This window comes from Flavobacterium sp. MMLR14_040, assembly GCF_033657265.1.
Lineage (GTDB): Bacteria > Bacteroidota > Bacteroidia > Flavobacteriales > Flavobacteriaceae > Flavobacterium.
In genome coordinates, this window is the sequence record NZ_JAWVWO010000003.1 from 1 (window position 1) to 14,784 (window position 14,784).

The 14,784-nt window shown below is 35.1% G+C and carries 12 protein-coding genes; 6 read left to right on the forward strand and 6 right to left on the reverse strand.

What is annotated here, in order from left to right; all coding sequences use genetic code 11:
* From SD960_RS05170 to SD960_RS05190, 5 genes are all read right to left on the reverse strand, one after another.
* A partial coding sequence (locus SD960_RS05170) for a PorP/SprF family type IX secretion system membrane protein (RefSeq protein WP_318801285.1) occupies positions 1 to 3,849 on the reverse strand: 3,849 nt, incomplete at its 3' end.
* Position 3,850: 1 nt separating this feature from the next.
* Positions 3,851 to 5,311, reverse strand: coding sequence for a gliding motility protein SprC (sprC, locus tag SD960_RS05175; RefSeq protein WP_318801286.1), 1,461 nt, complete (start codon positions 5,309 to 5,311; stop codon positions 3,851 to 3,853).
* Positions 5,308 to 5,721 carry a hypothetical protein gene (locus SD960_RS05180; protein ID WP_318801287.1) on the reverse strand — a complete coding sequence of 138 codons (414 nt, stop codon included), beginning with the start codon at positions 5,719 to 5,721 and terminating at the stop codon, positions 5,308 to 5,310. The genes sprC and SD960_RS05180 overlap by 4 nt, the downstream gene beginning before the upstream one ends.
* A gap of 104 nt (positions 5,722 to 5,825) precedes the next feature.
* Entirely contained in the window at positions 5,826 to 7,118 is a 1,293-nt protein-coding gene (locus SD960_RS05185) for a hypothetical protein (RefSeq protein ID WP_318801288.1), read from the reverse strand.
* Positions 7,119 to 7,297: 179 nt separating this feature from the next.
* Complete coding sequence (locus SD960_RS05190) at positions 7,298 to 7,750, reverse strand: hypothetical protein (RefSeq protein ID WP_115844776.1); 453 nt, start codon at positions 7,748 to 7,750, stop codon at positions 7,298 to 7,300.
* 436 nt (positions 7,751 to 8,186) lie between these two features.
* On the opposite strand from SD960_RS05190, the gene SD960_RS05195 reads away from it, so the two are divergent.
* From SD960_RS05195 to recA, 4 genes are all read left to right on the forward strand, one after another.
* Positions 8,187 to 9,335, forward strand: a complete 1,149-nt coding sequence (locus tag SD960_RS05195; RefSeq protein ID WP_318801289.1) for a DNA polymerase III subunit delta' — start codon at positions 8,187 to 8,189, stop codon at positions 9,333 to 9,335.
* 7 nt (positions 9,336 to 9,342) lie between these two features.
* A complete protein-coding gene (locus tag SD960_RS05200) occupies positions 9,343 to 9,726 on the forward strand; it encodes a DoxX family membrane protein (RefSeq protein WP_042564933.1) in 384 nt (127 codons plus the stop codon).
* A 106-nt stretch (positions 9,727 to 9,832) separates the two neighbouring features.
* Positions 9,833 to 10,342 carry an acyl-CoA thioesterase gene (locus tag SD960_RS05205; RefSeq protein ID WP_318801290.1) on the forward strand — a complete coding sequence of 170 codons (510 nt, stop codon included), beginning with the start codon at positions 9,833 to 9,835 and terminating at the stop codon, positions 10,340 to 10,342.
* A gap of 169 nt (positions 10,343 to 10,511) precedes the next feature.
* A complete protein-coding gene (gene recA / locus SD960_RS05210) occupies positions 10,512 to 11,519 on the forward strand; it encodes a recombinase RecA (RefSeq protein WP_318801851.1) in 1,008 nt (335 codons plus the stop codon).
* A gap of 573 nt (positions 11,520 to 12,092) precedes the next feature.
* Here recA and SD960_RS05215 read toward each other — a convergent pair.
* Complete coding sequence (locus SD960_RS05215; protein WP_318801291.1) at positions 12,093 to 12,839, reverse strand: lysophospholipid acyltransferase family protein; 747 nt, start codon at positions 12,837 to 12,839, stop codon at positions 12,093 to 12,095.
* Between the two features lie 294 nt (positions 12,840 to 13,133).
* Here SD960_RS05215 and SD960_RS05220 point away from each other — a divergent pair, with 294 nt between their 5' ends.
* Positions 13,134 to 13,511 (forward strand): GxxExxY protein, encoded by a 378-nt coding sequence (locus tag SD960_RS05220; RefSeq protein WP_318801292.1) that lies wholly within the window; start codon positions 13,134 to 13,136, stop codon positions 13,509 to 13,511.
* A gap of 215 nt (positions 13,512 to 13,726) precedes the next feature.
* Entirely contained in the window at positions 13,727 to 14,701 is a 975-nt protein-coding gene (trpS, locus tag SD960_RS05225) for a tryptophan--tRNA ligase (RefSeq protein WP_318801293.1), read from the forward strand.
* The last annotated feature ends 83 nt before the right edge of the window (positions 14,702 to 14,784 follow it).

The window sequence follows — 14,784 nt, forward strand, 5'->3', positions numbered from 1 at the left end:
AGCTTGTTGTGCTTCTGCGTCGGCTTTGGCTTTTGCTTCTGCAGCTAATTTTGCTTGTTGTGCTTCTGCATCTGCTTTGGCTTTTACTTCGGCAGCTAGTTTAGCTTGTTGCGCTTCTGCATCTGCTTTAGCTTTTGCTTCTGCTGCAAGTCTAGCTTGTTGTGCTTCTGCGTCGGCTTTGGCTTTTGCTTCTGCAGCTAATTTTGCTTGTTGTGCTTCTGCATCTGCTTTGGCTTTTACTTCGGCAGCTAGTTTAGCTTGTTGAGCTTCTGCATCTGCTTTTGCTTTTGCTTCTGCTGCAAGTTTTGCTTGTTGTGCTTCTGCATCGGCTTTGGCTTTTGCTTCTGCAGCAAGTTTAGCTTGTTGAGCTTCTGCATCTGCTTTCGCTTTTGTCTCGGCAGCTAGTTTTGCTTGTTGAGCTTCTGCGTCAACTTTAGCTTTTGCTTCTGCAGCTTGTTTTGCTTTTAATGCTTCTGCATCTGCTTTGGCTTTATCAGCAGCTAATTTAGCTTGACGTTCTTCCTCTTCTTGTAATTTTTTAGATTCTTGTTCTGCTTTTAGTCTTTCAGTCGCTTCTGCATCCGCTTTTACTCTTGCATCTGCTAATAATTTCGCTTGTAAAGCTGCCATATCGGCTTTAGCTTTTGCATCAGCAGCTAATTTAGCTTGTTGTGCTTCAGCGTCAGCTTTTGCTTTATTTTCAGCAGCTAGTTTTGCTTCACGAGCTTCTGCTTCTTCTTTAGCTTTAGCCTCAGCAACTAATCTTTTTTGTTCTGCTTCGGCGTCGGCTTTCGCTTTTGCCTCTTCAGCTAATTTTATTTTTAATGCTTCAGCATCTGCTTTTGCTTTTGCTTCGGCAGCTAGTTTTGCTTCATGAGCTTCTGCATCAGCTTTAGCTTTTGCTTCAGCAGCTAATCTCTTTTGTTCAGCTTCGGCGTCGGCTTTCGCTTTTGCCTCTTCAGCTAATTTTATTCTTAACGCTTCCGCATCCGCTTTTGCTTTTGCTTCGGCAGCTAATTTAGCTTGTTGCGCTTCTGCATCTGCTTTCGCTTTGGCTTCAGCAGCTAATTTTGCCTGAGCCTCAGCATCTGCTTTTGCTTTGGCATCTGCAACAAGTTTTGCCTGAAGTGCCTCTGCATCAGCTTTCGCTTTTGCTTCTGCAGCTAATTTTGCCTGAGCCTCAGCATCTGCTTTTGCTTTGGCATCTGCAACAAGTTTTGCCTGAAGTGCCTCCGCATCAGCTTTCGCTTTTGCTTCTGCAGCTAATTTTGCCTGCGCTTCAGCATCTGCTTTTGCTTTTGCATCTGCAGCTAATTTTATTTTTAATGCCTCAGCGTCTGCTTTCGCTTTTGCTTCAGAAGCAAGTCTGGCTTGTCTAGCTTCTTCATCTGCTTTTGCTTTGGCTTCTGTTGCAGCTTTTTCTTTTAATGCAGCTTCTTGTGCGGTTTTTTCTTTTGCAGCAGCGGCTAATTTAGCTTTGTTGGCTGCATCAATACTTACTTTAGTTTTTGCAGCAGCAGCAGCTTTTGCTTTTGCTTCGGCAGCTAACCTTGCCTGAAGTGCATCTGAATCTGCTTTTGCTTTGGCGTCAGCAGCTAATATAGATTGTAAATCTGCCGCTTCAGCTTTCGCTTTTGCATCTGCTTTACGTTTAGCTTCTGCAGCATCTGCTTTTGCCTGAGCATCAGCAGCTAACTTAATTTTTAATGCTTCAGCATCTGCTTTCGCTTTTTCAGCAGCTAATTCTGCAGCAGTTTTTTGTGGCTCAGCTGTTTCTGTAACAGTTGTTGTTTCAGTAACAGCTGGTTTTTTAGCTACTCCCTCGGCATCAACTTTTCCTTTTGCAGCAGCTAATCGGGCTCTTTCTGCAATTTGAGCGTCTACTCTGGCTTTATTTTCTGCAGCCAGTTTTGCTCTTTCGGCATCCTGTGCATCAGCTTTTGCTTTATTATCCGCAGCAATTCTTGCTCGCTCTGCAGCTTGTGCATCTGCTTTTGCTTTATTGTCTGCTAATAATCTTGCTCTTTGTGTAGCTTGTGCATCTGCTTTAGTTTTATTATCTGCAGCTAATTTTGCTCTTTGTTCCGCTTGCGCATCAGCTTTAGTTTTATTATCTGCGGCTAATCTTGCTCTTTCTACTGCCTGTGCATCTGCATTGGTTTTATTACCAGCTGTCAATCTTGCTCTTTCTGCTGCTTGTGCATCGACTTTTGATTTATCAGCAGCCAATTGTGCAGCTGTTTTTTCTGTAGCTGCTGCTGGTTGGTTGGTTGCAGCTATTTGTGTTTTGGCTGTACCTTGTACATCGGCTTTTGCTTTTGCATCTGCCGCTAATCTTGCTCTTTCTGCAGCTTGTGCATCTGCTTTAGTTTTTGCATCCGCAGCTAGTCTCGCTCTTTCTGCAGCTTGTGCATCTGCTTTAGTTTTTGCATCCGCAGCTAGTCTTGCTCTTTCTGCAGCTTGTGCATCGGCTTTTGTTTTTGCATCTGCAGCAAGTCTGGCTTTTTCTGCAGCTTGTGCATCAGCTTTCGCTTTAGTATCAGCAGCTAATCTTGCTCTTTCTGCAGCCTGTGCATCGGCTTTTGTTTTATTATCTGTAGCTAATCTTGCTTTTTCAGCAGCTTGTGCATCTGCTTTTGCTTTTGCATCGGCAGCTAATCTTATTTTTAATGCTTCAGCGTCTGCTTTTGCTTTATTGTCGGCTTCTAATTTTGCTTTTGCCGCGGCTTCGGCATCAGCCTTGGCTTTTTCTGCAGCAGCAAGTCGTATTCTTTGTGCTTCTGCATCAGCTTGTGCTTTTGCATCGGCTGCGAGTTTTGCTTTTTCAGCACCACTTGTTCTTGTAACCTGAGCTGTAGATGTGTTTTTCTTAGCAATTACAGGTTTAGATCTGTCCGGATCTATAAGAGCACCATCTTCATCATCTCCGTAATAGTAATTTCTGTTTTTAAATTTATATGCTATTGCAAATTCATGAGAACCACCTAAATTGGTAAAATTCCCCATTCCTCTTTCATAATTATATTCTATAGCAATACTTGGAGTAATATTAAATCCAAGTCCTGCTGAAATTCCGTATAAAGTATTATATCCGGCTTGTGCCCAAACTCCTTTTGGAACAGAAATCATGGCAAGCCCTGAAATAACTGCTTTATCTTGTTTAATTTCTGTTTTTACAATTCCTGAGAATTTACTTTGTTCAAAAAAACCATAGCTATCAATATATCCTGTGTACATAGCATGCAATTCTATTGCTCTTTCAGGATCATCTTTTACAACTCCTGAACCAAAGTTGTAAAGAATTAAATTGTTTACAGATAATCCGAAATCAAGAAATGCTGTTCCGTAGTTAATACCAGGATTTACAGTAAGCATTGTATTTGATGGATAATCTCCATCTAAAATAGTTGTGTCGTCTGAAATAATTTTGCCTTTGTTTAAACCACTTTGATAAGCACCAACGTTTAAACCGAAAGTTAAATTACTGTCCTGATCTAAAACGATGTTATGCGCAAAGTTACCTACTCCGCCAAACACGGTCATTAAACCATAGTTTTGTTGAAATAAACCAAAAGCAAAAGCTTCATTTTCTCTAAAACGACCTGAGTAACCAAATAAATAAGTGTTTGGAGCATCTTCAAACTGCACCCATTGCCTTTTATTATAAAAACTTATATAAGCATTTTGTTCACGAACGAAACTAAATGCCGGGTTAATTAAATATCTATTAAACTTTAAAGAATTTCTAATTGGTAATGAAAACGAAACAACTCCATTCTCAGAAGTCTGGGAATAGAGTACATTTGAAAAACCGTAAAATAAAGTTATGAATAGTAAAATTTTCTTCATATTATTTAATCACAGTTATTGATCCTTTTTTTTCACCTGCATCGCCTTGAATAACATAGTAATATACTGGATTTACATTTTTAAAATCTATTGAGGTTTGTGGCCAGTCGCCCTGATAATCGACAACGTCCAAAACCATATCACCATTCGAACTTATAATCATTACCTTGGTGTTTGTATTTTTATATTCATTTGGGATATTCCAATATGGGTTTAAACCACTTAACTTAATAATATTTGGAATAACCGTTGATGGGCCTGATTGCCCTAAAACTCTAAACTTTAATTCTTTTGTAGCTATACATCCAGAAGCTTGAGAAATTATAACTTTATAATTACCTCTTACGGCTATCACATTATTTTCTGTTGTTGCACCAGCAATCAGATTGTCATTTAAATACCATTCAAATGTTGGACTTGTAGCGTCTGTTGTTACAGAAACATTAATAGTTTCACCTTCTGCAATTGTTGTATCATCTGCAATATCGATACTCGCATTAAAACCATTATTGCTAAGATTAATACTTCCTGTAGCTTTACATCCGCCAAAATCAACATCTACAGTATAAAGTCCTGATTGATTTGTTGTGTAGCTACGTGTTGTTACTCCAGTTATTTCATTTCCATCTTTAAACCATTTATAAGTGTTTCCAGAAGTTGCTGTCAAAACAGTTCCTGTACCACTGTCACAGAAAGGATTTCCAAGACTTGAATTAATTACCGCTGCAGAGCCTGAGCCGGAAGAAACAACATTAACACGGTTTGAACTCGTATTTGGTTCTGTACAAACTCCATATTCTATTTGTGAATAATATTCACCCGGCGCATTAATTACTAACGATAAACCTGTCTGTCCGGCAATAAGAACATTGTCTTTAAACCATTTGTATTTAAGATTAGGATAATTTGCGGGAGATGAAGTTTTAACACCTGGTGTTTCGTTAAAAACTGTCAATGTCATACTACTGCCTGCGCAGATAGTAGCTTCTGTATTTTTATTATTGATATAAAAAGCACCCTCATAACTTTTAAAAAACACTCCAAAAGAAGTTTCACCTACTGAGTTTTTAATTCTCTGGCTTACTACTCCTGTAGAACTTTTTACTCTCATGCTATAAGTATCAGAGCCTATTAGTTCTTCTGGCACGGCAAATCGAATCGTTTTTTGCGTTGCACCTGGGTCACTAACACTGATCTCTCTGGCAATGGTAGTGTTTTGCAAAAAGCTTCCGGAAGGATCTGAAAATTCGATTTGAAAAGTTGTACCAGCCGGAAAATCCAGATAAGTAAAAGTTGCTTTGTATTCGTTGAAACTCGCGCCCGCACAAAATCTGTCAAGACCAGCCTCTAGTTGTTGCGGAACTATGATTGGTGCCTGAGCATACAGGTTTGATTTAGCAATAAATAAAAAGCTAAATAAAAAAAAATATTTAGTAAAAGAGAGAGTAATTTTTCGAATCATATAGTGCGTTTTCTTGCTAAATCTATATCTTCAAAAAACAAAATATCAATGAATGTTTCAGAAAAATCGTATTTGTAGTTCTCAATAATGTCTTTTGCAAGAACCGAATAAGAACCAGCAATTACTGAATTTTCGTAACATCCTGAAGTAGTTTGATTTTCTACATCAGCGGCCATAGCAAGGCTGTCCTTGGGGATGGACAGCCCTACTATAAACTGATTAGAATTATCTAATTTGCTGATACCTTTATCAGCTATATCATTCTTTTGATTAAGTGTACACGAAGTCATCTCGCAATCAGAAACAACAGAAACTGTAGGTTTTTCTATTGTATTCTGTGCATACAGACATAAGGTTACAGGCGAAATCAAAAATATTATACTAGTAAAATATCTTTTTATCGGGGCCATTATATTTTGATCTTTATTTGGGTCCGTTGAGACGAATACACATAAATTGTGTCTGGGGACTTTATTAATAAAATTTACGCTCTGAAATAAAAATCTAAATCTATCTATCTGTTTCCGCTAGATGCTGTAATTTTTCCTAATTGTAATCTGAAATCTGGTTTCTTAGGGTTATAGATATCAATGAATGTCTCTTTGTTGTCGCTTTGAGATTTAACATTAAAGAAAACAGTATTACCATACCAGCTCTCTAAATCTTCGTTGTTAGAATTGTATTCAGTAAAGATGTTTCCTTTACATAGGTTGAAATACATTTCTTCAAATTTGATTTTTTTAAGGTTAGCATCGTTAATCTCAGTTTTGCTATCTAATAAAACAGCAGGATTAAATCCAGAGATTACACTTCTTTTCATTTCAAGAGAAGCATTTTCAGCAACATAGATTGCTTCTTTTACTAAACCAGCCTGAATATCAGCATTGATGTTTTCGCTATCATTAAGCATTGTAATGTTTGTTGCAGCAACAAGAGTTTGTTTTTTAGTAAAATCAGTTTCGCTTTTCTTTTCGTATGATTTTACTTCCATGCAACGTGAACCATCTTTATTACTTGATAAATAAGAAGATCTTACCGCTAATGAGTTGTATAAACGACATTGAATACCTTGAGTAAATTTATAATCGTCATTGATTGACTTGTATGATACTAATTTAGTAGCATTTACATCACCACCATAAAAAGCAAATGAGTCACCACCAGAGTAGCTTACCATAACGTTTTCAAGAATAGTTTTGTTTCCAACACCTGCAATAGTTAAACCATTGAAAGTATCCATACCTTTAACTTTTTTACCTGCAAACTCGATTCTAACGTATCTTAAAATACCTGAATTACTAGCTACATTGTCACCACCATAAGTAGTAAGTGTAGGATCAAGATCTAGATTGTAAGAACCAACATTTCCAAATTTGTTAATAGGAGCATCACCAAGAATTACAAGTCCACCCCAGTCTCCAGCTTTTTTCTGGCTGCGGTTTGATGTAAATACAATTGGATCTGTTTCTAAACCATCTGCAACAAGTTGCGCACCTTTTGTAACTACCAATGTTCCTTTTGTTTCGAAATCACCAATAATTAAAGTTCCCGGTTCAATTGTTAAAACGGCATTGTTAGTAACATAAACGTTTCCTTGCAAAACATAAATGTTTCTTTTAAGCAATTTAGTATTAACAGAAATGTTTCCTGCTAAAATTTGGTTTGCTTCACCATAGTCAACTTTGTTAGGCTTAAATTCAGTCCAGTTGTTCAACCAGTTGTTGTAGCCCATAATTCCTTTTTCTTGTTGAGCACTCATACTCGTAACTGTCAAAAGAACGCAGATAAATTGAGTAATTTTTTTCATGATAAAGGGTATTAGGTTAATAATAAATTTGGGTATGCGTAATATGATAAAAACTCATCTCGATTTTCCTGAAGCTATCAGAACACATCGAGAACGAGTTAATATTTTTTAACTTCTTTTCATGTTCAGTAGCATTTACGTAAACATTTGAAAAAAGGTTTTAAAAAATTTTATTTTTATTACATTTCGTTCAATTCATTGAACTCATGTAATGATTTTAATGTGCTTTCGTAAAATAAAATAGCTGCAATTAAGTTTCCTTTATCAGAGTATGGCATCATTTTTCTTTGAAACTCTACAGTTACGTCTAAGAATGCTGATGTACCTACAGCCTGATTGTCTAAAACTTTTTTGTGTTCAGAATCGTCCGGAATACCTAAGTCTGCCATCGTTACACCTGGTTTTGTCACCAATGCAATGTAAGGGAGAGTCTTAACTAATACTTTAATTCTTTCAATGTACAACTCTAAAAGTTCTCCTTTTTGCATACCGCTCAATTCTTTTTGATCGTGGTATTTACGAATAAGAGCTGTTGTACTAATAATACTTCTTGGAGCGTTCTTAGCCTGAGCTGAAGCTGCCGCAGTTGTCAAAATAAAAAATAGACTAAAAAAAATAATTTTCCCTTTCATAAATTCTTATTAAAAATTGGTTGTTGATGAAAACAAAAATATATAAATTATGTTAAATCGCAACTTTAATGTTTTTTTTTTTCAAAAATTCCCCTTAAAATAACCTTAAAAAAGGGTCGTAGGTCGAGAAAATATGCGTTTTGCCGAGGATTTTGTTAATTTTGTTAAAATTTTTTCCTGTAAGAAATAGTTTAAGTAAATTAAGCCTTTACGCATTATTGTACTCAAAAAAGACATCTGATTTAAACATTTTTGCAAAAACTATTAACAAAAAAATCTTAATATCTATTCAAATCATCTCAGTATTGATAAAACTTAAGAAGAAATAAATCAACAATTCAGTTAAAAAACATTTCATAAATACAAAAATGAAGCTACAGAATTAAACTTTTTACTGAAAATTTTTGCCTACATCATTTTCTTATATCTTTGCTTCATGCAATTTTCACAAATTTTAGGTCAGGATTACATCAAAAGTCACTTGATAAAAAGTGCAGCTTCCGGGCGAATTCCGCATGCACAATTATTCATTGGGCCAGAAGGAAGTGGTACTTTATCAACAGCTATTGCCTATGCGCAATATATTTTATGCAATAACACAGGCGACGAAAATTCTAACGGAAACGATTCCTGCAATCTTAAATTCCAAAACCTTTCGCATCCTGATTTGCATTTTATTTACCCAACCGTAACTACAGAAGATGTAAAAACAAAACCTAAAAGTTTAGATTTTATTCAGGACTGGCGAAATTTTATTCAGGAAATGCCTTACGGAGGTTTATTTGACTGGTATAAAATTCTCGGCGTTCAAAACAAACAAGGTGAAATACGTGTCGAAGATGCTCAGGAAGTTTTAAAATCACTTGCGTTAAAATCATACGAAGGCGGTTATAAAATTATGATCATCTGGATGGCCGATAAAATGAATATCGCTGCGTCAAACAAACTTTTAAAACTTTTAGAAGAACCATCGGATAAAACTATTTTTATTCTGATTTCTGAAAACGAAGAAGATATCATTCAAACCATAAGATCTCGCTGTCAGGTAATTCACTTTAATGGTTTACCCGAAAAAATAATTGCAGAAGCCTTAGTTTCTCAAGAAAATATAGATTCCAACTTAGCCAAAAAAATTGCCCATCAGGCACAGGGAAATTTCAACAAAGCAGTTTCTTTACTAAAAGAAGATGATTCAGAATTTCCTTTTGAACAATGGTTTGTAAATTGGGTTCGCGCTGCTTTTAGAGCCAAAGGAAATGCCGCCGCCATTCAGGATCTAATTTCCTGGAGTGAAGAAATCGCCGGTTTGGGTCGTGAAAGCCAAAAAAAATTCATTCAGTTTTGTATCGAAATGTTCCGTCAGGCACTTTTGCTTAATTATGAAGCGCCGTCTTTGGTCTATATAGAACCGAAAGTTGATAAATTCAAATTAGAAAATTTTGCGCCATTTGTAAACGGAAACAACATTCATGATATTTTCAAAGAACTTTCAGATGCGATGTATCATATTGAAAGAAACGGAAATGCAAAAATAATTTTAACAGATTTATCTATAAAACTGACTCGTTTAATTCATAAAAAATAATTTTCAAATGAATAATGTTGCCTCTATTTTACTTTTGATTTTTTTGGCCTTAACATTTTTACAATCTGGCTACGAGAAAATTTTTTACTGGAAAGATAATGTTACCTGGCTAAAAGAACATTTTGCAAAAACGCCACTAAAAAACCAAGTGCCGCTTGCCCTTCTTCATCTTTTAATTTTAGAATTAATTTCCGGAATTTTATGTGTAGTTGGTGCTATACAATTAGTAACAAACAGTGGTCGGGAATTTGGTTTTTACGGTGCTGTTTTTTCATGTATCTCCTTGTTAATGATGCTTTTTGGACAACGATTAGCCAAAGATTACGATGGAGCAAGAACCATTGTTATTTATTTTGTTCCGGCTATAATGGCTGTTTATTGGCTGAATTAAAAAAATATGCAACAGATTAAAGTGGTTAAAAATCCTTGAGAATCTGTGGTAAAAAATAAATTGTTCGCTAAAGCGGGCAGCAAAAAAATAATTTTACATTAAAAAAATGAATCCAAAACACCCTTCAGAATCTCTAACTATTTTAACCGATTTAGTTTTACCGAGCGAAACTAATCCTTTAAACAACCTTTTTGGCGGCGAATTATTAGCCAGAATGGACCGCGCTGCAAGTATTTCGGCACGCAGACATTCACGCCGAATTGTAGTTACAGCTTCTGTAAATCATGTCGCTTTTAACAGAGCTATTCCTCTTGGAGCCGTAGTCACAATAGAAGCAAAGGTTTCAAGATCTTTTAAAAGTTCTATGGAAGTTTTCATCGATGTTTGGGTAGAAGACCGTGAATCCGGAAGCAGAACCAAAGCCAACGAAGCTATTTATACTTTTGTCGCGGTCGATGATAGCGGAAGACCTGTTGAAGTGCCGGCAATTATACCGGAAACTGAACTTGAAATACAGCGTTTTGACGCCGCACTTCGTCGTAAACAACTAAGTTTACTGCTTGCCGGAAAAATAAAACCATCAGAAGCTACAGAATTAAAGGCTTTATTTTTATAAGACAAGTTTTGTGAAAATTTGATACAATTTGGAACAATCAAACTTCAAAAAAAGAAGTAATTTTACAAATTATATGCCCATGAAAATCTAAATCAGGAAGTTATTTCATTTTCTGATTGAAAGAGAAAAAAATAGAAAAATTTAGATGAAAGAAAAAGAAAAAAAAGAGATGAGTTCAGAGAAAGATGCCAAATTAAAAGCGTTACAGCTTACACTAGACAAACTAGATAAAACGTACGGTAAAGGAACTGTAATGAAAATGGGTGATAAAGCCATTGTAGAAGTTGAAACAATTTCTTCAGGTTCTCTTGGTGTTGATTTAGCACTTGGAGTAAACGGTTACCCAAAAGGAAGAATTATCGAAATATACGGACCAGAATCTTCTGGTAAAACAACATTAACTTTACACGCAATTGCCGAAGCTCAAAAAGCCGGAGGAATTGCTGCTTTTATAGATGCAGAGCACGCTTTTGATAGAAATTATGCTGAGAAATTAGGCGTAGATATCGAAAATCTGATCATCTCTCAGCCAGACAACGGAGAGCAGGCTTTAGAAATTGCCGAGAACTTAATTCGTTCAGGAGCAATTGATATAGTTGTTATTGACTCGGTTGCTGCGTTGACTCCAAAAAGTGAAATCGAAGGTGAAATGGGAGATTCAAAAATGGGTCTTCACGCACGTTTGATGTCTCAGGCTTTAAGAAAACTTACCGGAACTATCAGCAAAACAAATTGTACTGTTTTCTTCATCAACCAGTTGAGAGAGAAAATTGGTGTAATGTTTGGAAATCCTGAAACTACAACGGGTGGTAATGCCTTAAAATTCTATGCGTCAGTACGTTTAGATATCCGTCGTTCGTCTCAAATTAAAGACGGTGAAAATGTTATCGGAAACAGAACTAAAGTAAAAGTGGTTAAAAACAAAGTAGCGCCGCCTTTTAAAACTGCCGAATTCGACATTATGTACGGAGAAGGAGTTTCTAAAACAGGTGAAATTTTAGATTTAGCTGTTGAATTTGACATTGTTAAAAAAGCAGGTTCATGGTTTAGCTACGGAGACACAAAATTAGGACAAGGTCGTGATGCTGTAAAAGCATTAATTAAAGATAATCCGGAATTAGCTGATGAATTAGAACTTAAAATAAAAGCTCACATCAAAGAATTGGCAAACGCATAAAACATTAAATATCTGCTAATTGCAGCATTTATAATTCAAACCCGACAGTTTTAAAAACTTGTCGGGTTTTTTTATTTCAAAAAAAACAAAAAACTGACGCAACCCTTTTAAAACAATTGCATCTTATTAAAAGACTCAAGATTTTACACGGTATTTACTGCCATAAATACCTTAATCAAAAGTTTGTTTTTAGAATAAATTTGGTTGTTTATTGTTTATAAAGATCCGTTAGTTTTTTTTTGGTGCTAACGGGTTTTTATTCTTTTTTAAGAAATATTTTACGTTTAAACGCAACCTTTTTCATTTTTTAGAATCTATTAATTGTGACGTTAACTTGAGTTCTAATCAAACTCTTTATTACCAACCCTTAAGATTTGTAACCATGAAAGAGAAACTAGAAGTGTTGTTGAATAAAAACCGTAGAAAAACCAAATTAAAAATTAAGAAAGTATTACGTTTTATTTCTGAGAAAATAATACATCGATAAATTTTGAATATAAAAGGGGTTTTAATTCAAAATAAAACCCGGCAAGCTTTTATAGTTTGCCGGGTTTATTATTTTAAGTACTCTGGTTACTTTTCTTTTTTAAATTCAAGTAATCCTTTATAAATCAATTGTCTTACCTGATCTCGTAGATCTTTCCTGTTTTCACTTGTTAAGCCTTTGGTTTCAATAAATGGCAAAACCTTTATTCTCATTTTTCCCGGACTTCCGCTCAAAAAAGTATACGAGAATCGCTTTTTATTATCTGCAAAAACAATGGGTACAATCGGAATTTGATGCTCTATTGCCAGACGAAAAGCGCCGTCTTTAAATTCATCCAATAAAATAGTTTCATCGTCCGGAACTCCGCCCTCAGGAAAAATACAAATGCTAAGTCCTTGACTAAGTCTGTCTTGTGCTCTTTTAAAAACTTCGTTTTTGCTTCTGGATGAATTTCTGTCAACCAGAATACAAGTTCTTTTATAGAAAAATCCAAATAAAGGAATTTTTGAAAGCTCTTTTTTTCCAACAAATACAAACGGATTTCGAACAATAGCCAACATCAGCATAATATCTGTCATTGAAGTATGATTTGCGACGATCATATAGCTCTTTCCTTTCTCCAATTTTTGCAAACGTTCGACCGTATAATAAAAACCCATCCCGAAAAGAATGAATTTAGCCCAAATACGGGCCATTTTAAAAAAATAGGGGTATCCGCTTTCCGTAATAATAGAAACAAGCAAAAACGGCAGCATAATCAATATCGGAATGGCCATTAAAATGTAAAACCAAATGCGCCACAAAACCCAAAAAATAATTTTAATTCCTTTCATGGTTTCAAATGTAAGAAAACCGAAAGGAATTTTACAAAAAGAATTCTGATGTTGTTAAAATCCAATCTTTTTTAAATTTTACCGGATGTCTTTTACCGCAGAGACCGCAAAGTTTTTTCGTAAAGTTCTCAAAGAAGATTTAGTTAAGTTTTTTTGAAGTTCACAAAGTTTTGTGGTTAGATTTTAATTTTATAAACCTTGAACAAAGTTTATCATTACAAAAAACACCTTGTTATAGCAAAATTCTATTTAATAATATAAGAAAATAATTATTAAATTTGAAGTTTTTAAATTATGACAGAAAACGAAATATCTAGTATTGTAATTGGTCTTGCAATTGAAATTCATAAAAAACTTGGACCAGGATTACTTGAAAATGCTTATCAGGAATGTTTATTTCATAAAATTAAACAACGAGGGCTTTTTATAGAAAAGGAAAAAGCAATGCCGTTAATCTTCGAAGATGTCAAATTAGATTGTGGTTATCGCATTGATTTATTAGTAGAAAACAAATTTATAATCGAAATAAAAAGTGTAGAATCACTAACTGTAAATCATCTGGCTCAAACCTTAACCTATTTAAAACTTGGAAACTATAAACTCGGTCTTATTATAAATTTCAACGAAGTCTTACTAAAAAATGGGATCAGAAGAGTTATCAATAATCTATAACACAAAGCTCTGTGAACTTCAAAAAAAACTTCTTCAAAAAAACTTTGCAAACTTTGTGAAAAAACTTTGCGTTCTCTGCGTTAAAAATTAAACATTACAAGAAAATACCAAAAACTTTTACCTTATCCTGTGGTAAAAAGAATTTGCAGCTAAAAAAATTACACACTTTACAGTAAAAAAACGAACTTTGCGTTTAGTAATAAGAAAAAACGAGAATGGCAAAAATACTAACCGGTGTTCAGAGTACTGGAACGCCACACTTAGGCAATTTATTAGGGGCAATTATTCCTGCAATCGAATTATCAAACAATCCTGCAAATGAATCATATTTGTTTATTGCTGATTTACACTCGATTACGCAAATTAAAGATGGTAAAACATTACGAGAAAATACATACAGCACCGCAGCGGCATGGCTTGCGTGCGGACTAAATCCTGATAAAGTTACTTTTTACAGACAATCTGATGTAACTCAAACTGCTGAATTAACCTGGTACTTAAGCTGCTTTTTTCCGTTTCAACGTTTGACATTGGCACATTCTTTCAAGGATAAAGCTGATCGTTTAGATGACGTAAATGCCGGACTTTTTACTTATCCGATGTTAATGGCGGCAGATATTTTGCTCTATGATGCAGAATTTGTACCGGTGGGAAAAGACCAATTGCAGCATTTAGAAATCACACGTGATGTGGCTTCTCGTTTCAACCATCAAATGGGAGAAACTTTTGTAATTCCTGAAGCTAAAATTCAGGAAGACAGTATGCTAATTCCCGGAACAAACGGCGGAAAAATGAGTAAATCTGCCAATAATATAATCAATATTTTCCTTGACGATAAAACGCTTCGAAAGCAGGTTATGAGTATCGAAACCGATAGTACGCCGCTTGAAGAACCAAAAAATCCGGATACCTGCAACGCTTTTGCAATTTATTCATTGTTGGCAAATGAAACACAAATTGCCGAAATGAGAGCCAATTATCTAGGCGGAAATTATGGTTACGGCCATGCCAAACAAGCTCTTTTTGAATTGATTACAGAAAAATTCAAAACCGAAAGAGAAAAATACAATTACTATATCAACAACCTTGAAGAAGTTGATGCACTATTGAAAAAAGGAGCCTCAAAAGCTTCTGTTGTTGCGAATGGTGTTTTGACAAAGGTTCGCGAAGTCCTTGGTTTCGGAAAATAATACCTTTTTTAAAAATAAATATAACCTCTTGTTTACGCAGGAGGTTTTTTTATTTTTAGGATATAGAAACTTTAATAAATAAT